The 19,677-nt window shown below is 63.4% G+C and carries 17 protein-coding genes; 9 read left to right on the plus strand and 8 right to left on the minus strand.

Features of this window, described 5'->3' with window-relative positions:
* The first annotated feature begins 30 nt into the window (after nt 1-30).
* Nucleotides 31-2,745, plus strand: a complete 2,715-nt coding sequence (locus PVU19_RS08325) for a DUF2339 domain-containing protein (protein ID WP_050661820.1) — start codon at nt 31-33, stop codon at nt 2,743-2,745.
* Here PVU19_RS08325 and PVU19_RS08330 read toward each other — a convergent pair.
* Complete coding sequence (locus PVU19_RS08330) at nt 2,742-3,152, minus strand: group III truncated hemoglobin (RefSeq protein ID WP_050661819.1); 411 nt, start codon at nt 3,150-3,152, stop codon at nt 2,742-2,744. The genes PVU19_RS08325 and PVU19_RS08330 overlap by 4 nt on opposite strands.
* Nucleotides 3,153-3,445: 293 nt before the next feature.
* Between PVU19_RS08330 and ileS the strand changes: the two genes are divergently transcribed.
* The gene (gene ileS / locus PVU19_RS08335; protein WP_050661818.1) at nt 3,446-6,421 is read left to right on the plus strand and encodes an isoleucine--tRNA ligase; all 2,976 of its coding nucleotides are present in this window, start codon (nt 3,446-3,448) and stop codon (nt 6,419-6,421) included.
* Between the two features lie 48 nt (nt 6,422-6,469).
* Here the strand turns inward: ileS and mazG are convergent, their stop codons facing one another.
* Nucleotides 6,470-7,291, minus strand: coding sequence for a nucleoside triphosphate pyrophosphohydrolase (gene mazG, locus PVU19_RS08340; protein ID WP_050661817.1), 822 nt, complete (start codon nt 7,289-7,291; stop codon nt 6,470-6,472).
* Nucleotides 7,292-7,353: 62 nt separating this feature from the next.
* On the opposite strand from mazG, the gene PVU19_RS08345 reads away from it, so the two are divergent.
* Nucleotides 7,354-8,526 (plus strand): M20 aminoacylase family protein, encoded by a 1,173-nt coding sequence (locus tag PVU19_RS08345; protein WP_050661816.1) that lies wholly within the window; start codon nt 7,354-7,356, stop codon nt 8,524-8,526.
* A gap of 1 nt (nt 8,527) precedes the next feature.
* Nucleotides 8,528-9,490 (plus strand): agmatinase, encoded by a 963-nt coding sequence (speB, locus tag PVU19_RS08350; RefSeq protein WP_050661815.1) that lies wholly within the window; start codon nt 8,528-8,530, stop codon nt 9,488-9,490.
* 117 nt (nt 9,491-9,607) lie between these two features.
* On the opposite strand, the gene grxD is transcribed toward speB, so the two are convergent.
* From grxD to mnmA, 5 genes are all read right to left on the minus strand, one after another.
* Nucleotides 9,608-9,970 carry a Grx4 family monothiol glutaredoxin gene (gene grxD / locus PVU19_RS08355; protein ID WP_050661814.1) on the minus strand — a complete coding sequence of 121 codons (363 nt, stop codon included), beginning with the start codon at nt 9,968-9,970 and terminating at the stop codon, nt 9,608-9,610.
* The gene (locus tag PVU19_RS08360; protein WP_200901843.1) at nt 9,967-10,251 is read right to left on the minus strand and encodes a hypothetical protein; all 285 of its coding nucleotides are present in this window, start codon (nt 10,249-10,251) and stop codon (nt 9,967-9,969) included. The genes grxD and PVU19_RS08360 overlap by 4 nt, the downstream gene beginning before the upstream one ends.
* A 6-nt stretch (nt 10,252-10,257) precedes the next feature.
* Nucleotides 10,258-10,494, minus strand: a complete 237-nt coding sequence (locus tag PVU19_RS08365) for a BolA family protein (protein WP_050661813.1) — start codon at nt 10,492-10,494, stop codon at nt 10,258-10,260.
* Between the two features lie 92 nt (nt 10,495-10,586).
* Entirely contained in the window at nt 10,587-11,147 is a 561-nt protein-coding gene (locus PVU19_RS08370) for a hypothetical protein (RefSeq protein WP_050661812.1), read from the minus strand.
* Nucleotides 11,148-11,230: 83 nt separating this feature from the next.
* Nucleotides 11,231-12,376 carry a tRNA 2-thiouridine(34) synthase MnmA gene (gene mnmA, locus PVU19_RS08375; RefSeq protein WP_050661811.1) on the minus strand — a complete coding sequence of 382 codons (1,146 nt, stop codon included), beginning with the start codon at nt 12,374-12,376 and terminating at the stop codon, nt 11,231-11,233.
* 124 nt (nt 12,377-12,500) lie between these two features.
* On the opposite strand from mnmA, the gene sciP reads away from it, so the two are divergent.
* The 5 genes from sciP to PVU19_RS08400 all read left to right on the plus strand — a co-directional run bounded on the left by sciP (nt 12,501) and on the right by PVU19_RS08400 (nt 18,140).
* Nucleotides 12,501-12,779 (plus strand): CtrA inhibitor SciP, encoded by a 279-nt coding sequence (sciP, locus tag PVU19_RS08380; protein WP_050661810.1) that lies wholly within the window; start codon nt 12,501-12,503, stop codon nt 12,777-12,779.
* A gap of 95 nt (nt 12,780-12,874) precedes the next feature.
* A complete protein-coding gene (gene ctrA, locus PVU19_RS08385) occupies nt 12,875-13,591 on the plus strand; it encodes a response regulator transcription factor CtrA (protein WP_050661809.1) in 717 nt (238 codons plus the stop codon).
* A gap of 105 nt (nt 13,592-13,696) precedes the next feature.
* On the plus strand, nt 13,697-15,823 hold the full coding sequence (ligA, locus tag PVU19_RS08390) for an NAD-dependent DNA ligase LigA (RefSeq protein ID WP_050661852.1): 2,127 nt from the start codon (nt 13,697-13,699) through the stop codon (nt 15,821-15,823).
* Nucleotides 15,820-17,910 (plus strand): ATP-dependent DNA helicase RecG, encoded by a 2,091-nt coding sequence (recG, locus tag PVU19_RS08395; protein WP_050661808.1) that lies wholly within the window; start codon nt 15,820-15,822, stop codon nt 17,908-17,910. Before ligA ends, recG begins: the two co-directional genes overlap by 4 nt.
* A 107-nt stretch (nt 17,911-18,017) precedes the next feature.
* Nucleotides 18,018-18,140 carry a hypothetical protein gene (locus tag PVU19_RS08400; protein WP_268784689.1) on the plus strand — a complete coding sequence of 41 codons (123 nt, stop codon included), beginning with the start codon at nt 18,018-18,020 and terminating at the stop codon, nt 18,138-18,140.
* Between the two features lie 298 nt (nt 18,141-18,438).
* Here the strand turns inward: PVU19_RS08400 and PVU19_RS08405 are convergent, their stop codons facing one another.
* Nucleotides 18,439-19,665: a HAMP domain-containing protein gene (locus PVU19_RS08405; RefSeq protein WP_050661807.1), complete on the minus strand. Its 1,227-nt coding sequence runs from the start codon at nt 19,663-19,665 to the stop codon at nt 18,439-18,441.
* Nucleotides 19,666-19,677: the final 12 nt, after the last annotated feature.

The raw sequence follows: 19,677 nt of genomic DNA on the forward strand, positions 1-19,677 counted from the left end.
GGACCGTAACGGTGAAGGCGGGTGCGTGGCGTGGATATTATTTTCGGGTTTGTCGGTCTGGGGTCGGTCCTTCTGGTTTTGGCCGTGCCATATCTGCTGATTGCGCAGGTCGGGCTGAGACGCAGGCTACGCGCCCTGGAAGAGACAATGTCGGACCTGCGCGCAGATTCGGCCTCGCAGCGCATTGATGACGCCACACCTCCGATACCCGAGATCGCACGACCCTCGCAGCCGGCACCAAAGGCGGCTAGCGTTAAACAGGCGCGTGCAGAGATGTCAGAGCCGGACGCCGCGGCGTCACCATCTGCGGCGCGCGGTCAGGTCCCGCGCGCCTTCGTGTTTCGCGCTGACCGGATTGCCGCCCTCGGGCGGTGGTTGCGCGACAACTGGGCGCTGGCGGTGGCGGGGCTGTCGATGGCGCTCGCCGGGGTGTTCATGGTGCAATACGGGGTCGAGCAGGGGTTGCTGACGCCGGTTTGGCGCGTCACTGGCGCGCTGATCCTAGGGGCTGCCCTGATCGCTGTGGGCGAGGTGATCCGGCGGCGGCATGGCGACGAAACACGAGGTGCGACGCAATCGCTTCCTTCGGTGCTGTCCGGGGCAGGGCTTGTCTCGCTCTTTGCGGGGGTGCTGGCCGCGCATGCACTTTACGCCCTCGTTCCCGCAGGAACGGCGCTGCTTGGGCTGGTGGCGGTTGCCGCTGTGGCCATTGTGTTGGGCTGGTTTTACGGGCCGGTGCTTGCCGCCGGTGGCATCATCGGCGCAACCGCCGCGCCGTTTCTTCTGGGCGGCTCCTCCGAGGCGCCTTGGCTGTTCTACTACTATTTTGCGCTGATCGCCCTCGCCGGGCTTGCCGTGGATACGGTCAAGAGATGGGCCTGGGTGTCAGCGCTGGTGATTGTGGTGACGATGCTGGCAGCCTCTGGTCTTTACGTCATGGGCGTGGAGGCCGTGCATTTCCTCGTGTTCCTGGCTTTGCTCAGTGCCATGGCGCTCGTCATTCCCGAACGGCGGTTGATGCCGCGCCATACCGGAACGCCGATACTTGGCATGGTTCTGGGACAACGCCCCTGGCCGGAATTTCCGACCCGACTTGGTGGTGGGATGGTCATCGCGGCCAGTATCGGGGCGGTCGTCGTCGCTGCGGATGCGGAGACTGTCGTGCTGGTCTGGCTCGCGCTTGGCCTGCTGGCGCTGATGCTTGGTGGCGCGCTTTGGTGGTTGCGTGAGGCTGAGGGCTTGCAGGACATCGCCCTGGCCCCCGCGATTGCCGTGGCCTTGGTCCTGGCGGAACAGGCGGCCTATCCCTTTGGGCCGCTCCTGAGTGCTTTCCGCGCCCCGCGCGTGCCTGAGTCGGGTATGCCGCTGACGGTCACGGTGATCCTTGGGTTGGCCGCTCTTGCCAGCCTGTTGGCCTACGGACGGATGCAGCGCGCGGCGGAGGTATCAGCGCCAGGCCCGGCGATCCTCTGGGCGATCGGCGCCGCCATGTTCGCGCCGGGGATGCTCTTGATGTTCGAGTTTCTTTGGCAACCGGCGGTGGTTCTCGGGGCTTACGTCTGGGCGTTGCACGCGCTTGCCCTCGCGGCGTTGATGACGGGGATGGCCGCGCGTTGTCACCAAGCTGCGGGGCCGGTCGAGCCAGCCTTGCGGGCCGCCATATTCGGCGTTGCGGCGCTGACCCTGATTGCGCTTGCGCTGTTCCTCATGCTGGCCGATGCGGCGTTGACCGTGGCGCTTGGCGTGATGGTTCTGGGCACGGTGGTGATCGACCGGCGTCACGATTTGCCGCTCCTTGGTTGGGTGGTGCAGGTCGGCGCGGTGATCATCGGGTATCGGCTGATCGTCGATCCCGGCGTCTTCTGGGGCATCGACGCCGCGACCGTGCAGGTTTGGCTGGCCTATGGCGGCGCGACGGCCCTGCTGGGCGCATCGTGTTGGCTCATGGCGCATCGCCCGCAATCCGCGGCACGGGTGGTGCTGGAAAGTGCGGTCTGGACCCTCTCAGCGGTCTTTGCCTGCGTTCTGCTCTTCCGCATGATGGGTGAGGACCGTCTGTTCAGCCATTGGGGACTTGGCCTTTTGGCGACGATCTGGGTCGCCTCGGCGGTCAACCAGCTCTACCGGATGAAGGCAGGTGGGGGCCTCATCCGCGCGGTGCGGATCGGTCTGGCCTGCGTCTTTGGGCTAATGGGCGCGGGCGTGATGCTTTTGCAGGCGACGCTTTTCAACCCGGTCTTTGATCTCTTAAGCAATGAGCGTGTGCTTGGCCCGCCACTCCTCGACAGCCTTGCGGTGGCCTATCTGCCTCTTGCCGTTGCGTTCGGCGTTGCGGCTTGGCGGCTTGCGCATCTGCCGCGCCTCTTGCGGATGGGTTGTGTCGCTCTGACCGCGGGCTATGCGGCTGCGTATGCGACGCTCGAGATACGCAGGCTGTGGCGTGGGCCCGACCTTTCGGTGCCCGGCGTGACACAGCCAGAGCTATACTCCTATACCGTCGCCATGCTCGCCGTGTCGGTGGCTCTTTTGCTCTTTGCCTTTGCTCGCCGCTCGGTCGTGCTGCGAAAGTTGGCGATGTTGGGGGTTGCGCTGACCGTGGCCAAGGTTTTCGTGATCGATACCTCCGGCCTGTCGGGCCTGATCCGGGTGATGTCCTTCATGGGTCTTGGTCTCGGGCTGGCGGGGCTGGTGTGGCTCAATCGCAAGATGTCAGCGCAATGGGATCGCGCCAAGGGCAGCAGCTAGCGCAGCTTCGGCACGCCGCCGGGGAGGGTGTCACGCTCTACCACGCCCGCGCGCAAGGACCGCCCGATGCGATGCGCCAAGGCCGACCACGCGGCAGCCTGATCGGGGCGCAGTTCCGCGCGCAGCACGTTGTCGAACAGATCGAGCCAGGTGGAGAACATGCCCGGGCGCACGTTTTTTGCTTTTACATGCGCGGCCATGGGTGAGCCGTCATAGACCCGCTCATGCAGGATCGAATTGGCCCAGAAATCGGCGACCTTGGCCACATGCGCGGGCCAGTCATCGACATGCACGGCAAAGACGGGTCCGAGCGTGGGATGCGCGCGGACTGCCTCGTAGAAGGCGGCGACGACCCGCTCGATCTCCGGGCGGGTGATGTCGAAACGCGGGGGCAGGGCGATACTCATGGCCTTTATGTGGCGCGAGACGCGGGCCGAGGCAATCCCCTCTTGTGACTGGGCCGGGGCGAAATCTTCAAAAGATTTCGGAACGCTTTCTTTTCAAGAAAGCGGGGGCTCCCCCTCTGGACGCGTCCCGGGTGCGCGCCTATAAGGCGGGCATGATGAGACGCATAGCGATCATTAATCGAATTACATGCCCGGCGCTCTGACCCCATCGAGCCGCCGGGAAAAGGCGTTTGAGCCATCGCGCCGCCCCAGAACCCCAGATTTTCAACACCCAGTGACAAAGGACGTCACCCATGTGTTCTGACACGCCCGAGTACAAAGACACCCTGAACCTGCCGCAGACCGAGTTCCCGATGCGGGCGGGCCTGCCCAAGCGCGAGCCGGAATGGCTTGCCCGTTGGGAGGAAATCGGCATCTATGACCGGCTGCGCGGGCGGGCGGAGGGCCGTGAGCCGTTTACCCTGCACGATGGCCCGCCCTATGCCAACGGTCACCTGCATATCGGCCACGCGCTCAACAAGATCCTCAAGGATATGGTGGTGCGCTCGCAGCAGATGATGGGGCGCGACGCGCGCTATATCCCCGGCTGGGATTGCCACGGCCTGCCCATCGAGTGGAAGATCGAGGAACAGTATCGCGCCAAGGGTCTCGACAAGGACAAGGTCGATGTCGTTGATTTCCGTCAGGAATGCCGCAAGTTCGCCGAAGGCTGGATCGACATCCAGCGCGACGAGTTCAAGCGGCTCGGGATCACCGGCAAGTGGGACAAGCCGTATCTGACGATGGATTTCCGCGCCGAGCGGATCATCGCGGAGGAATTCCAGAAATTCCTGATGTCCGGCGTGCTCTACCAGGGCTCCAAGCCGGTGATGTGGTCACCCATCGAGAAGACCGCGCTCGCCGAGGCGGAGGTGGAATATCACGACAAGGAGAGCTTTACGGTCTGGGTGAAGTTTCGGGTTTGTGGGATTTCGTCTCCGCAGGCGGGAAGTCAGGGAGATGAGCCTATCGGTCCGATGCCCGCTGACTTGATGGATGCGTCAGTCGTCATCTGGACCACCACGCCTTGGACGATCCCGTCCAACAAGGCCGTGGTGTATGGCGCGGACATTTCCTATGGCCTCTACGAGGTGACCGGCACGCCCGAGCAGTGCTGGGCGGATGTGGGCGATAAGTTCATCCTCGCCGACAAGCTGGCGGGGGACGTAATGACCCGTGCGCGGCTGGAGGAGGGGATGTATACCCGCGTCCGTGACGTGAGTGCCGATGAATTGGCGGGCCTCTCGCTGCAACACCCGCTCGCCGGGGCAGAAGGTGCCAACGGTGAATGGGACGACCTGCGCGATTTCCGTGCCGCCGATTTCGTGACCGACGAAGAAGGCACCGGTTTCGTCCACTGCGCGCCGTCACACGGGATGGAGGAATACGAGCTCTATCGCGGTCTCGGGATGCTGGATCAGGTGATCACCTATAACGTGCTCGACGATGGCTCCTTCCGCCCCGATCTGCCGTTCTTTGGCGGCACGTTCATCCTTGACCGCAAGGGCAAGGAGGGCAATGCCAATAAATCCGTCATCGACAAGCTGGTCGAGGTGGGCGGGCTGCTCGCGCGGGGCAAGATCAAGCACAGCTATCCGCATAGCTGGCGCTCCAAGGCACCGGTGATCTACCGCAACACGCCGCAATGGTTCGCCGCCATCGACCGCGCGGTGGGCGACGGGCAGGACCAATTTGGCACCACCATCCGCGAGCGCGCGTTGCGCTCTATCGACGAGCTGGTGGCATGGACACCCAAGACCGGTCGAAATCGTCTCTATTCGATGATCGAGGCGCGGCCCGACTGGGTGCTGTCGCGTCAGCGCGCCTGGGGCGTGCCGCTCACGTGCTTTGTGAAGAAAGGCGCGCAACCGACTGATCCCGATTACCTTTTGCGCAACGAGGAGGTGAATGCCCGCATCCTTGAGGCGTTCGAGACCGAGGGCGCGGATGCCTGGTACAAGGACGGCGCGAAAGAGCGGTTCTTGACGGGCATCGTCGATCCGCAGGCGTGGGAGAAGGTCGACGACATTCTCGATGTGTGGTTCGATTCCGGCTCCACCCATGCCTTCGTGCTGCGTGACCGCGAGGACGGGTCAGCGGACGGCATGGCCGATCTCTATCTCGAAGGCACCGATCAGCATCGCGGCTGGTTCCATTCCTCGATGCTGCAGGCCTGTGGCACTATCGGACACGCGCCCTATCGCGGGGTGCTGACGCATGGTTTTACGCTGGACGAGAAGGGCAACAAGATGTCCAAATCGCTCGGCAATACCGTGGCCCCCGAGGAGGTGGTAAAGCAATACGGGGCCGACATTCTGCGCCTATGGGTGGCACAGGCGGATTACACAGCCGATCTGCGGATCGGGCCGGAGATCCTCAAGGGTGTGGCCGACAGCTATCGCCGGTTGCGCAATACGATGCGTTTCATGCTGGGCGGGTTGAGCCATTTCAGCGAGGCGGACCGGGTCGAGCCTTCGGCAATGCCGGAGTTGGAACGGTGGGTGCTGCATCGGCTGGCCGAACTCGATCACAAGGTCAAGAAAGGCTATGAAGCCTATGATTTTCAAGGCGTTTTTCAGCAGATCTTCAACTTCGCCACGATCGAGCTGTCGGCCTTTTATTTCGATATCCGTAAGGACGCGCTCTATTGCGACGGTGACACGGCGCGCCGCCGCGCGGCGCGCACCGTGCTTGATCTGCTGTTCCACCGGCTGACCACATGGCTCGCGCCGGTGCTGGTCTTTACCATGGAAGAGGTCTGGCTGGAGCGATTCCCTGGCGCGGAGACCTCCGTGCACCTGACCGATATCCCCGCGACCCCTGCCGATTGGCTGGATGAGCCGCTGGCGGCGAAATGGGGGCAGGTGCGCCAGGCGCGGCGCGTGGTGACGGCGGCGCTGGAGGTGCAGCGCACCGACAAGGTGATCGGGGCATCGCTGGAGGCCGCGCCCGTCGTGCATGTGCGCGATGCCGAGATGTTGGCTGCGCTTAAATCAGTGAATTTCGAAGATATCTGCATCACTTCGGATGTCACGCTCACCGATACGCCACGCCCCGATGAGGCGTTCCGCCTGCCCGAGGTGGAGACGGTCGGCGTGGTCTTTGCCAAGGCTGAGGGGCAGAAATGTCAGCGCTGCTGGAAGATCCTTCCGGATGTAGGAAACCATGCTCATGTCGGCACCTGCAAACGCTGCGATGCCGCATTGTCCGAGATGAAGATCCAAGCCTAACTGTAGGAATTGTGAGTATTTTTGCCAAAAAGAAGACGTGGGCGGGGCTCAGGCCTCGCCGCGTTCTTCGGCTTTGGCGCGATTCCAGAGCGCGTCCATTTCCGCGAGATCAGATTGGTCGGGCGTCTTGCCCGCCTCGGATAACAATGCCTCGATGCGCTCGAACCGGCGGGTGAATTTGGCGTTGGCGCGGCGCAGGGCGGTTTCCGGGCAGAGCTTCATGTGCCGAGCGAGATTGGCCATGACGAACAGGAGATCGCCGAACTCTTCCTCGACCTTGTCTTGGGTCAGGTGCTCTGAGGCCTCGTGAAGCTCTTCGACTTCTTCCTGTATCTTGTCGAGAACATGTGAGGTCTCGGGCCAGTCAAAGCCGACACGTGCGGCGCGTTTTTGCAACTTCACCGCGCGCAGGAGCGCGGGTAGACCTAACGCCACACCGTCAAGTGTGCCGGATTTGGCGTCTGCCGCGCGCTCTGCGGCCTTGAGCGCCTCCCAGTCGCGGGTCTGTTGTTCGGCGCTCTTGTCGCGGCTCTCGGCACCAAAGACATGTGGATGGCGCGCGACCATCTTGTCGGAAATCGCATTGGCCACGTCCTCGACATCGAACAGCCCGCGATCCTGGGCGATCTGTGAATGAAAGATCACCTGCAACAGCAGATCGCCCAGTTCACCGCGCAATTCGGGCCAGTTTTCCTGCTCGATTGCATCGGCGACTTCGTAAGCCTCTTCAATGGTATAGGGGGCGATGCTCGCAAAATCTTGCTCGATATCCCAAGGGCATCCCGTATCCGGGTCGCGCAGCCGCGCCATGATGGCGATCAGCCGGAGCAAGCCGCCTTTGGGATCGTGAATGAGCGTGTCGTCAGGCATTGCGGCGGCCTCTGCTTTGGGGTTGAGTGGACCCTGACGTGAGATGGAAAGGATGTCCAGAGATGGCCGTGATCAACCGCATAGCGGGTTTTGCCGACGAGATGACCGCATGGCGCAGGCATCTGCACGCCCATCCCGAGATCGGGTTCGACTGTCATGAGACGGCTGCCTTCGTGGTGGAGCGATTGCAGGAGTTCGGGATCGAGAAGATCGAGACGGGTATAGCCGAGAGCGGCGTCGTGGCGGTGATCGAGGGGCAGGGAGATGGCCCCTGCATCGGTTTGCGTGCCGATATGGATGCGCTACCGATGGAGGAGGTCACTGGGCTGGACTATGCCAGCAAAATGCCTGGAAAGATGCATGCCTGCGGCCATGACGGGCATACGACGATGCTCTTGGCCGCGGCCAAGTATCTTGCGGAGACGCGGAATTTCGCGGGCAAGGTGGTGCTGATTTTTCAGCCGGCCGAAGAGGGGCCGGGCGGCGGGCGTGTGATGGTCGAGGAAGGCGTGCTGAGCCGGCATGCCGTGGATCAGGTCTATGCGTTGCACACCTTGCCGGGCGCGCCGGAAGGCACGTTCGAGACCACGCCGGGGCCGATCATGGCGGCGGTGGACAGCTTGCATGTGGACGTGATCGGGCAAGGCGGGCACGGTGCCTTTCCGCATGAGACGCGCGATCCGGTGATCGCCGCCGTAGCGATCGTGCAGGCCATCCAGACGATTGTCACAAGGAACCGTAACCCTCTGGACGATCTGGTTATTTCTGTGACGCAAATTCATACCGGCAGCGCCGATAACATCATCCCCGAGAGCGCCTATATCAACGCGACAATCCGGACGTTCAGCCCCGAGGTGCAGGCGATGGTGCATCGGCGGTTGCGCGAGGTGGCCGACGGCACGGCCGCAGCGCATGGCGTGCGGGCGGAGGTACGGATCGACCTGGGTTATCCGGCGACGCTGAATGATGGGGAGAAAACCAGCTTTGCTGCGGATGTGGCGCGTGAGGTTGTTGGGGCAGACGCGGTGATTGCGGATCGCACCCGCGAGATGGGTGCAGAGGATTTTTCCTACATGCTGCAGGAGCGTCCGGGCTGTTACCTGTTCCTGGGTCAAGGCGAAGGGCCGGGGTTGCATCATCCGGGTTTCAATTTCAACGATGCGGTGGCCCCGGTGGGCGCGTCGTTTTTCGCGCGCCTCGTGGAGCGGGCACAGCCGATGAGCGGAGCAAATTAAGATGGCGCTAGAAGATGCAAAAACACAAGTTGATCAATCCTTTACGCGAGAAACCTCGCGTGGTTTGAGCTATGAGAACACCTTTGGCGGCGCGCTGTCCTTTGCTCGCAGGCGCTATACCAAGGATCTCGCGGGCGTCGATGTGGCGATCACCGGGGTGCCGTTCGATCAGTCGGTCACCAACAGGCCCGGCACACGGTTGGGACCGCGCGCCATTCGCGAAGCGAGTGCGCTGCAGGTGTTCGATCCGCCTTATGGGTGGGACGGGTATGATCCGCTCACGAGCCTCAGCATCGTTGACTATGGTGATCTGGCTTTTGATTATGCAAAGGTCGCGGAGTTTCCCGAGGCGCTGACGGCGCATATCCGGGGGATTCTCGAGAGTGGGGCGGCGACCATAACCCTTGGTGGCGATCACTACATTTCTCTACCCATTTTAAAGGCTTACGCCGAGAAGTTCGGGCCGGTGGCATTGGTGCAGTTCGATGCTCATTCCGATACCTGGATGGATGACGACATGAGCCGGATCGATCATGGAACGATGTTTTACAAGGCGGTGAAGCTGGGGCTGATCGACGTGGAACACTCGGTGCAGGTGGGTATCCGGACGGAGAATCCCGACACGTTGGGTATCACGACCATCGACGCGCGTGAGGTGCATCTGGAGGGGCCGGTTAAAACGGCAATTAAAATCAAAGAGATCGTCGGTGATGCTCCGGCTTATATGAGCTTTGATATCGATGCGCTGGACCCGGCCTTTGCCCCCGGCACGGGCACGCCGGTCTGGGGCGGGCTGACCTCGGCGCAGGCGGCGATCATGCTGCGCGATCTGGCCGGGATCAATATGTTGGGCGGCGACGTTGTGGAAGTGTCGCCGCCCTTTGATACAACCGGTGCCACGGCGATTGCCGGGGCGCATGTGGCGATGGAAATGCTATGCCTATGGGGTTGGACACGCCGGTGAGGTGGGCCGCCCGTCCTGCGTAATCGCCCGGATTGACAGGACGATCCCGCGGCCGGGAGATCCTCGGGTCAAGCCCGAGGATGACTGGTAGCTACCCCAGAAGGACGATGCATTTGCTCAGGCGTTGGCTTCGCGGATTTTCTCGGCGGCGGCCTTGTCGTAGGTGACGCCGTTCTGCTCGAAGAGCTGATCAAGTTCGCCCGAGAGGGTCATCTCGGTGATGATATCGCAGCCGCCGACGAATTCGCCCTTGACGTAAAGCTGGGGAATTGTCGGCCAATCGGAGTAATCCTTGATGCCCTGCCGGATGTCTTCATCGGCCAGCACGTTCACATCTGCGAATTCCACGCCCATGTAGTTGAGCACGCCCGCCACGCGGCTGGAAAAACCACATTGCGGCATGTCCTTGGTGCCCTTCATGTAGAGCACGACGTCGGAGGATTTCACTGTGTCTTCAATGCGGGATTTTGCGTCGGTCATGTGCGGTTATCCTGTTCGTTGGGGTCTGCGGTATCTGGTTGGGTGTCGGCCGTGTCTTCGCCATCTTCGTCGCCTTCGCCGGGGGTGTAGTCGTCGGGGTCGTAGCTTTCCTCATCCTCGGCGATGGCACCTACATGGGTGGTGTTGGTTTCAGGGTCATAGGTGAGCCCGTATTCGGCACGCCCCTCGCGTTTGAAGCGGCTGTATTCAGACCATGTGGCGTAGACGAACACCGCCACGAAGGGCAACAGCAGGGCAACGACAAGCAGGCGTGCATCCAAAACGGGTTACTCCGGGGCCTTTGTGGTCAGGGCGAGCGCGTGGACCGCGCCGTTTGGCCCGTCCATCTTACCCTTCAGCGCGGCATAGACTGCGCGTTGTTGCTGCACGCGGTTCATCCCGCGAAAGCTCTCGTCGATGACTTCGGCGGAGAAGTGAACGCCATCATCGCCCTCGACCCGAATTCGGGCATTGGGCAGGGCGTTGCGGATCAACGCTTCGAGGTCGGAGGCGAGCATGGCCATGGGCATCTCCTTGTCACGGTCTGCCCTTGATCTAGAGCGCGACAGGCCCGAGCGCAAGGGAGCGTAAGGACCGCAGGGGGTGGCCCTGGGGGTTAAATTTCTTCGCCTTTCTTCAGCAGATCGTCGATGAGCGCACGTTGCAGCGCGCCGCTGTCGCCGCCGCCGTATTGCAGCGCGCCGCCGGAGTAGAGTGTGCCGTAGCTCTGAGCGAGGTTCACGACCTGCCCAAGGCCGGAAATCAGCTGATCCTTTTCGAGCGGTGTCAGCGGGTGAATGAAGGCCGACCACAGGATATCCTTGGCGAGGGCGTAGCGCGCATCGAGGGCGGTATCGAAATTGGCCTGCAGGATGCGCTGCATCTCCTCGCTCGAGACCTCGTCGCTCTTGACCACGGGGGTAATGGCGCGCATTCGGTCAGCGGTCTCGTCGGTGACGATGAGCACCTGCACCTCGTTGATGGTCAGCTGCCACATCGTGCCGTTGGATTGCAGATCGGGATCGAGAGCGCGCAGGATCGTATCGAGCCGGTCAACGGTCATCGGCGGCTCTGGCGCCTCGGCCTCGGGGGTGTCTTGCGGGGTCGGGGCGGGTTCCTGTGCCGCAAGATCGAGCGGCAGGAGAACCAGGCAGGCGAGAAGCAGGCGACGGAGCATGGCGGCGTCCTTTCATGGCATGCTCTGAGCCTGCCATAGCCGGGCGGGCCGCGCCACGGTGCTCCGCAAAACGTGAAGGCGCGTCAGTATCCGCGCCAGATCCAGCCGCCGCCCAGAACCCGGCTGCCCTCGCGTGCGTAGAACACGCAGGCCTGACCGGGCGAGACGCCTTCCTCGGCGGTGAGCAATTCGACCTCGGCCTCGGTCTCCGAGATCGGACGGAGCACCGCGTCGCGCGGCGGCCGGGTGGATCGAACCTTGACCGACACCGCCCATTCGGCGCGCGAGGTGAGCGGCTCATCGCCAAGCCAGTTGATCTCGCGCAGCGGGACACGGCGGGTGGCCAGCATCTCTTTGGGGCCGACGATCACGCGGTGATTGTCGACATCCAGGCGAACCACGTAGAGCGGCTCTTCCAGCCCGCCGATGCCGAGGCCGCGGCGCTGGCCGATCGTGTAGTGGATGACACCCTCATGGCGTCCGAGGACACGCCCGTCGGCATGCACGATCTCGCCCGGCTCTGCTGCGCCGGGGCGCAGTTTCTCGATCACGCTGGCATAGTTGCCATCGGGGACAAAGCAGATGTCCTGACTGTCGGGCTTGTCGGCCACTTGCAGGCCGTATTGCGCCGCGAGGTCACGGGTGGCCTGCTTCGATGGCAGGTGGCCGAGCGGAAAGCGCAGGTAGTCAAGCTGCTCCGGCGTGGTGGAGAACAGGAAATAGGACTGGTCGCGCGCGGCGTCGGTGGCGCTGTGAAGTTCGGGGCCCTGAGCGCCCATCTTGCGCTGGATGTAATGCCCAGTCGCCATACAATCGGCGTCGAGATCACGGGCGGTTTCCAGAAGGTCCTTGAACTTCACCCGCTCGTTGCAGCGGATGCAGGGCACCGGGGTGGCCCCGGCAAGGTAGCTGTCGGCGAACTCGTCGATCACCGCGTCGCGAAAGATGTTCTCGTAGTCGAGCACGTAATGCGGAAAGCCCAGATCCTCGGCCACGCGGCGGGCGTCGTGGATATCGACACCAGCGCAGCAGGCGCCCTTCTTGGCCAGTGCCGCGCCGTGGTCATAAAGCTGTAGCGTCACGCCCACCACGTCATAGCCCTCGGCGGCCAGGTGCGCGGCCACGACGGAACTGTCGACGCCGCCTGACATCGCCACGACAACGCGCGTCTCGGCCGGGCTTTTGGCAAAGCCCAGAGAGTTCAGGGGGGTGTCGCTGTCCAGTGCCATCGGGGTCTCCGTCCGGGTCTCGCAGAATATAGGTAAATCCTAATCACTCTCAAGCCCCGGTTTCATCGGTCGTTAAGGGAGATGGCGGCAGTTTTGCCGTCAGTGGAAAGAAGGGGTGAATGCGATGTATCTCAAGAAAGTCGGAGGGCCAAGGGCAGTGACGCTGCCGGATGGCACGGTGTTCAGTCGCGCTGACTTGCCGCCGCAAGACACGCAGCGATGGGTCGCGTCGCGCAAGCTCGCTGTGGTGCGAGGGGTCGCCTATGGGTTGATTTCGCAGTCTGAAGCGTTGCGCATCTACGGGTTGAGCGAAGAAGAATTCCTCGGTTGGTTGTCTGCGGTTGAAAGCCATGGAGAGGAAGCGCTCAAGGTAACGTTACTCAAGGGATATAGACAACTTTGAGGTGTGGGTTAAAAATGTTCTGGTGACGGTAACGCTAGGTTAACCATTTTTGCTCAATCTTGTGGGGGAGCCTGCGTGATGAATGGAGAAGCCTTATGCGTGTACTACTGGTCGAGGACGACCCCACCACCTCGAAAAGCATCGAGATGATGCTGACCCATGCCGACCTCAACGTCTACACGACGGACCTGGGGGAGGAGGGGATCGATCTGGCGAAGCTCTATGACTACGATTTGATTCTGCTCGATCTGGGGTTGCCGGACATGAACGGGCATGAGGTGCTGCGCCAGCTGCGCCTGTCGCGGATCGAGACACCGATCCTGATCCTGTCGGGGGCCGATGACGCCGAGAGCAAGATCAGGGGTTTCGGGTTTGGGGCAGATGATTATCTGACCAAGCCGTTTCACCGCGAGGAACTGGTGGCGCGCATCCACGCGATCATTCGCCGATCCAAGGGTCACTCGCAATCGGTGATCCGCACCGGCAAGATCAACGTTAATCTCGATGCCAAGACCGTGGATGTTGCGGCGCAAGCGGTGCACCTGACCGGCAAGGAATACCAGATGCTGGAACTGCTGAGCCTACGCAAGGGCACCACGCTGACCAAGGAGATGTTTCTCAACCACCTCTACGGCGGCATGGACGAGCCGGAATTAAAGATCATCGACGTGTTCATCTGCAAGTTGCGAAAGAAGCTGACCGAGGCGACCGGCGGCGAAAATTACATCGAGACGGTCTGGGGGCGGGGCTATGTGCTGCGTGATCCGGAACCGGACGAGATGGAGGGCACGCCGCTGGCCATCGGCGCCTGAGCGGCGCCTGATCTCTGGACCTCCGATCCCGCTGGCCCTATCACTCTGACAGGGCGGGGCATGCGGCCCCGCAACCGTCAGCGCGATGAGGGGCCGATGACCAAGATGACAGAGGGCGCGGATCTTGGCGTCAGTGATCTGACCGAGGCGCAGGCGCGCGCCGAACTGGCGCGGCTGGCGCGGGTCCTGGAGAAGGCCAACACCGCCTATCACACGCATGACGCGCCCGAGATCAATGATGCGGAGTATGACGCGCTCAAGGCGCGAAATGCCGCCATCGAAGCGCGGTTCCCCGGCCTCAAGCGCGCCGACAGTGCCTCGGATCAGGTGGGCGCGGCCCCGGCGGATGGCTTTGCCAAGGTCCGGCACAGCATCCGGATGCTCAGCCTAGGCAATGCGTTCGAGGACGCCGATATCACCGAGTTCGATAGCCGCATCCGGCGGTATCTGGGGTTGGCTGAGGATGCGCCCCTTGGCTATACTTCGGAGCCCAAGATTGACGGGCTGAGCCTGAGCCTGCGCTATGAAAACGGCCAACTGGTGCAGGCCGCGACGCGCGGCGATGGCGAGGTGGGCGAGAACGTCACCGCCAATGCCCGCACCATCGCGGATATTCCCGATCGGCTGGAGGGCGCCCCCGAGGTGCTTGAGGTGCGCGGCGAGGTCTATATGAGCCATGCCGACTTTGAATCGCTGAACACGCGCCAGGCCGAGCGGGGGGCCAAGACCTTCGCCAATCCGCGTAATGCCGCCGCCGGGTCGCTGCGGCAGCTCGATTCCAGCATCACCGCTGCGCGCCCGCTGCGGTTTTTCGCCTATGGCTGGGGCGAGGTGTCGGCCCCGCTCTCCGACACGCAGATGGGTGCGATTGATCGGCTGGCAGGTCTGGGGTTTTCCACCAATCCGCTGACCACGCTCTGCGACGGCCCCGCCGCGCTGCTCGCCCATTATGCCGAGATCGAGCAGGCACGCGCCACGCTTGGCTATGACATCGACGGGGTGGTCTATAAAGTCGATGATCTGGCGCTTCAGGCGCGGCTCGGGTTTCGGTCGACCACGCCGCGCTGGGCGATTGCGCATAAATTCCCCGCCGAACTGGCCTGGACACGGCTGGAGGCGATCGACATTCAGGTCGGGCGCACCGGCGCGCTGTCGCCCGTAGCCCGGCTTGCCCCGGTGACGGTCGGGGGCGTGGTGGTCAGCAACGCCACGCTGCATAACGAGGATTACATCGCCGGGCGTGACAGCAAGGGCGAGGTCATTCGGGACGGCAAGGATATTCGCGTGGGCGACTGGGTACAGGTTTACCGCGCGGGCGACGTGATCCCGAAAGTGGCAGATGTAGACCTGTCGAAACGGCCCGGGGATGCCGAACCTTATGTCTTTCCCACCACCTGCCCCGAATGCGGATCGGATGCGGTGCGCGAGGAGGGCGACGCGGTCCGTCGTTGCATGGGCGGTCTTGTCTGCCCCGCGCAGGCGGTGGAAAAGCTCAAGCATTTCGTCAGCCGCGCGGCCTTCGACATCGAGGGGCTGGGCGCGAAACAGGTCGAGCAATTCTACCGCGATGGCTGGATTGCGGAGCCCGGCGATATCTTCACGCTGCAAGAGCGCTATGGCAGCGGCCTGCAGCAGTTAAAGAACCGCGAAGGCTGGGGCGAGAAGAGCGCGAATAACCTCTTTGATGCAATAGAAGAGAAACGTAAAATTCCTTTCGGGAGGCTGCTCTTTGCGCTTGGTATACGCCATGTGGGCGAGCAGGCCAGCAACCTCATCGCGCGCAATTATGGCCGGTGGGAGGAGTTCACGGCGGCGATGGATGGCGCAGCGGGTTTTGACGGGCCCGAATGGGAGCGTCTGCTGGGTATCGACGGCGTGGGCGAGGTGCTGGCGCGCAGCCTTGTCGGGGCCTTCGCCGAGCCGAACGAGCGTGCGAGCATCGACCGGCTGGAGGCGCGTCTGAAGGTCGAGGCCGCCGCCGCCCCCGACACATCCGGCAGCCCGGTCGCCGGCAAGACGGTGGTGTTCACCGGCAGCCTCGAGAAGATGACACGCGCCGAAGCCAAGGCGCGGGCCGAGGCATTGGGGGCCAAGGTCTCGGGCAGCGTCAGCGCGCGCACCGATCTTCTGGTGGCGGGGCCGGGGGCGGGATCGAAAGCCAAGAAGGCCACTGAGTTGGGCATCGAGACGATGGACGAGGACGAGTGGCTCGCCCTCATCGGGGACGCATGAGCGGACGGCCCGAGATCCTGTTTCCGCTCTTCGCAGGGCTCGATACGCTGGAGGGGGTGGGGCCGAAGACCGCGCAGACCCTGGCCGCGCTGGAGATCACCCGCCCACGCGACCTGATCTTTACCCTGCCGCATTCGGGCGTCGACCGGGCGCGGCGCGCCACCGTGCAGGGCGCCGAGATCCCCGGCGTCGTGACGGTCGAGGTGACGGTGGGCCAGCACCGGGCCAACACGCGCAAGGGTGGTCCCTATCGTGTCGTGGTCGAGGATGATGCCACCAGCTTTCAACTGGTGTTCTTCCACGCGCGCGGCGATTACCTGCAACGGCTGTTGCCCACCGGCGCGCGGCGCGTGGTGTCGGGCAAGGTGGAGCTGTTCGACGGTGTGGCGCAGATGGTGCACCCGGATCACGTATTGCCGCTCGATGAGGCGGGCGAGATTCCCGATTTCGAGCCGGTCTATCCGCTGACCGCCGGGGTGACACAGCGGGTGATGGCCAAGGCGGCGCAGTCGGCGCTGACCCGTGTGCCGGACCTCGGGGAATGGATCGACCCGGTGCAGAAGGCACAGGCGGGCTGGCCCGATTGGGCGGCGGCGGTGCGCGCCGCGCATGCGCCGGAGCGGGTGCAGGATCTGTCGCCTGCACACCCGGCGCGCGAGCGGCTGGCCTATGACGAGCTGATGGCGCATCAGCTGACGCTGGCGCTGGCGCGCGCCAAGCTGCGCCGGGCCAAGGGGCGCGCGACGGTGGGCACGGGCGCGTTGCAGGCCAGGGTTCTGGAGGCGTTGCCCTATGCGCTCACGGGCGCGCAGACCCGCGCGATTGCCGAGATCGCGGGCGATATGGCGCGTGACATGCGAATGAATCGATTGCTTCAGGGCGATGTCGGCGCGGGCAAGACGCTGGTGGCATTCAAGGCGCTGCTGATCGCGGTCGAGGCGGGCGGGCAGGGGGTGATGATGGCCCCCACAGAGATTCTCGCGCGGCAGCACTTGCAGGGTCTGCGACCGCTGGCCGAGAGTGCCGGTGTGGTGCTGGAGATCCTGACGGGCCGCGACAAGGGGGCAGAGCGGCGCGCCAAGCTGGCGGCGCTGCAGCGGGGCGATATCCAGATTTTGGTGGGCACCCATGCGGTCTTTCAAAAAGACGTGGAATTTGCCGATCTGCGGCTGGCCATCGTCGATGAGCAACACCGCTTTGGCGTGCGGCAGCGGCTGGAACTGGGCAAGAAGGGCGCGCAGGCAGATGTGCTGGTGATGACGGCGACGCCGATCCCGCGCAGCCTCGCCCTCGCGCAATATGGTGACATGGATGTCAGCGTGCTGGATGAAAAGCCGCCCGGGCGCAAGCCGATCAAGACCGCGCTGGTCAATATGGGGCGGATCGACGAAGTGGTCGATCACCTGCGCCGCGCCATTGCCGAGGGGCGGCAGGCCTATTGGGTCTGCCCGCTGGTTGACGAGAGCGAGGTCGTGGATCTGAGCAGCGCCGAGGAGCGGTTTCGCCGATTGCGCGCGGGGTTTGACGAGGGGGTGGTCGGGCTGGTGCATGGCCAGATGCCGCCCGAGGACAAGGACGCCGCGATGGCCGCGTTTCAGCGCGGCGAGACCAGCGTGCTGGTGTCGACCACGGTGATCGAGGTTGGGGTTGATGTGCCCAATGCCTCGATCATGGTGATCGAGCGCGCCGAGAGTTTCGGTCTTGCGCAGCTGCATCAGTTGCGGGGTCGCGTTGGACGGGGCGAGGCGGCCTCGACCTGCCTCTTGATGTATCAGGCCCCCCTGAGCGAGAGCGGTGCAAAGCGGCTGGAGACGATGCGCGACACCGAGGACGGGTTTCGCATTGCCGAGGTAGATCTGGAGATGCGCGGGGCGGGCGACCTGATCGGCACGGCACAATCGGGCCTGCCGAAATTTCGCGTGGCAGATCTTGAGGCGCAGGCGGCGTTGATGGCGGTGGCACAATCGGATGCGCGCAAGCTCTTGCATGACGACCCGGACCTGGAGGGCGCGCGCGGGCAGGCGGCGCGGGGCCTCTTGTGGTTGATGGAACAGGATCAGGCGATCCGTTTGATTTCAGTCGGTTAGACGAAAAGTTCCAGAGAGTTCACAAATGTTCTCATAAAGTTCTTTACATGGCCCTCAAAAAATGAGAACAAATAAGCAACATAACGGAATTCAGAAGGAGCCGCACCATGTTGCACCAGATCAAGACCGCCGCGATCCGCGCGCAGGATACGATTGTCGGCGATGCCATCGGCGCCGCCGCACTGATGGTGACGCTGGTTGGCGCGCTCTACCTGCCCGGGATGTTCTGACGGAGTTTTCAGGTTTCTGCCTGGCGGGTCCACCTCTGGCCCTTCGCGTGCCTCCCCACTGTCCCAAATAGGGGAGGTGTTGCGCATTGCCTGTCCCAACCGGTTTTCGGGGTTTGCCTCATTCCCCCCGAATGTCGCCAGAGGATGAGGACCCGCCACACCTTGTCGCCGCCACCCCTGCCGGGTGAGCGGCGATTTTTTTATCTGGGAGCGACGAGGGTGGCATGGCCTGTTGTCGGTGTGTGCGATATCGCCGCTTCGGCGGTCCTCGGCCGTGTTTCAAGGCGCAAGCCGCGCGTTACTCCGCGCTGTCCGCCGGGCGAATACGCTGCACCAGTACGCTTCCGGTCTCGACGATGCCTTCCATGCGTTCCTCCAGCCGGATCATCTCGGCCATGGCGCGCTTGAGTTTTTCGCTTTCGTCGCCCAACTCACCCAGGTCGGCGAACACCCTCTCGCTGGTTTCGATCTGCGCCTCGGCATTGGTCACGACGGCGCGCAGGTCTTCGACGACGCTGCCGATATCCGTTTCACCAGGCCCCTTGCGGCTGGTATCAAGATCAGAAACGGCCCGGCGGGCCGCGTCGAACCAGGCCTGCGACAGGCGCGGTTCGGCCTTCGCGCTCAGCATGGCCGAGCGTTCCAGCCGCCTTATGCGCCCGGTCAGGCTGTCGATCCGGTCGCGCAGATCGCTCTGGATCTTGACGATATCGGCATTGACCGCGACGACGCGCGCCAGCACCTCATCGAGTTCTTCCATCAACCGACAGACCCGGTCGAGAAAGAGGTTGAGATCGCGCGCCAGCACGCCGAATTCGTCTGCGGTGCGGATTTCGGCGCGGTGGGTGAGCCCGCCATAGGCGCGCGCGAGGTTGCTGACCACGGCGCGCAGACCCAGAAGCGGCTCCAGCCGGGCGCGCAGGATCAGAAACAGCAGGAAGGAGTGTAGCACGATCTTGCCAAGCGACAGCAGGCCGGTCAGGCGCATGTCCTCGGCCCATTGGGTGAAATCGGTGCTCAGATCGCGGCGCACCATGACCTCGCCAAGCACGTCGCCGACATCGGCTTCTGTATGGCAGGCAAGGCAAAACGGCTCCGCGGTGATGGCCACATGGCCGAGATTGTGGGTGGCGTCGGGCCAGTCACCCTGCGGGATGCCCTCGGGGGTAAAGTCGAACCCCTCCTCGATCGAGCGGATGGTGACGGGGGCGGGGGTGATTGCGATGCGGTACCCCAGATTGTCCCAGTTGCGCCTCAGGATAGGATAGACGGTGCGCGCCGCCACCGGTCCGCCCTCGTTGCGCATGATCGAGCGGACATTATCGGCGATGCCCTCGGCAACCTCCTGCGTTCGCTCCGGCCCCGAGACGCGGAACTTGTAATAGACCAGCGCCGCCTTGAGGGTGAATTCCAGCACCGTGACCGCGACGAGGATCACGAAGAAATCCCGGATCATGTGGATAAGAAAGGACTGATCGAAACGTCCGATCAGGGGGCTGTTCTGGTCGAGTTTTTGGCGTGCCATGCGCGCTGTCCC

This window comes from Roseovarius tolerans (genome assembly GCF_028885395.1).
GTDB lineage: Bacteria > Pseudomonadota > Alphaproteobacteria > Rhodobacterales > Rhodobacteraceae > Roseovarius > Roseovarius tolerans.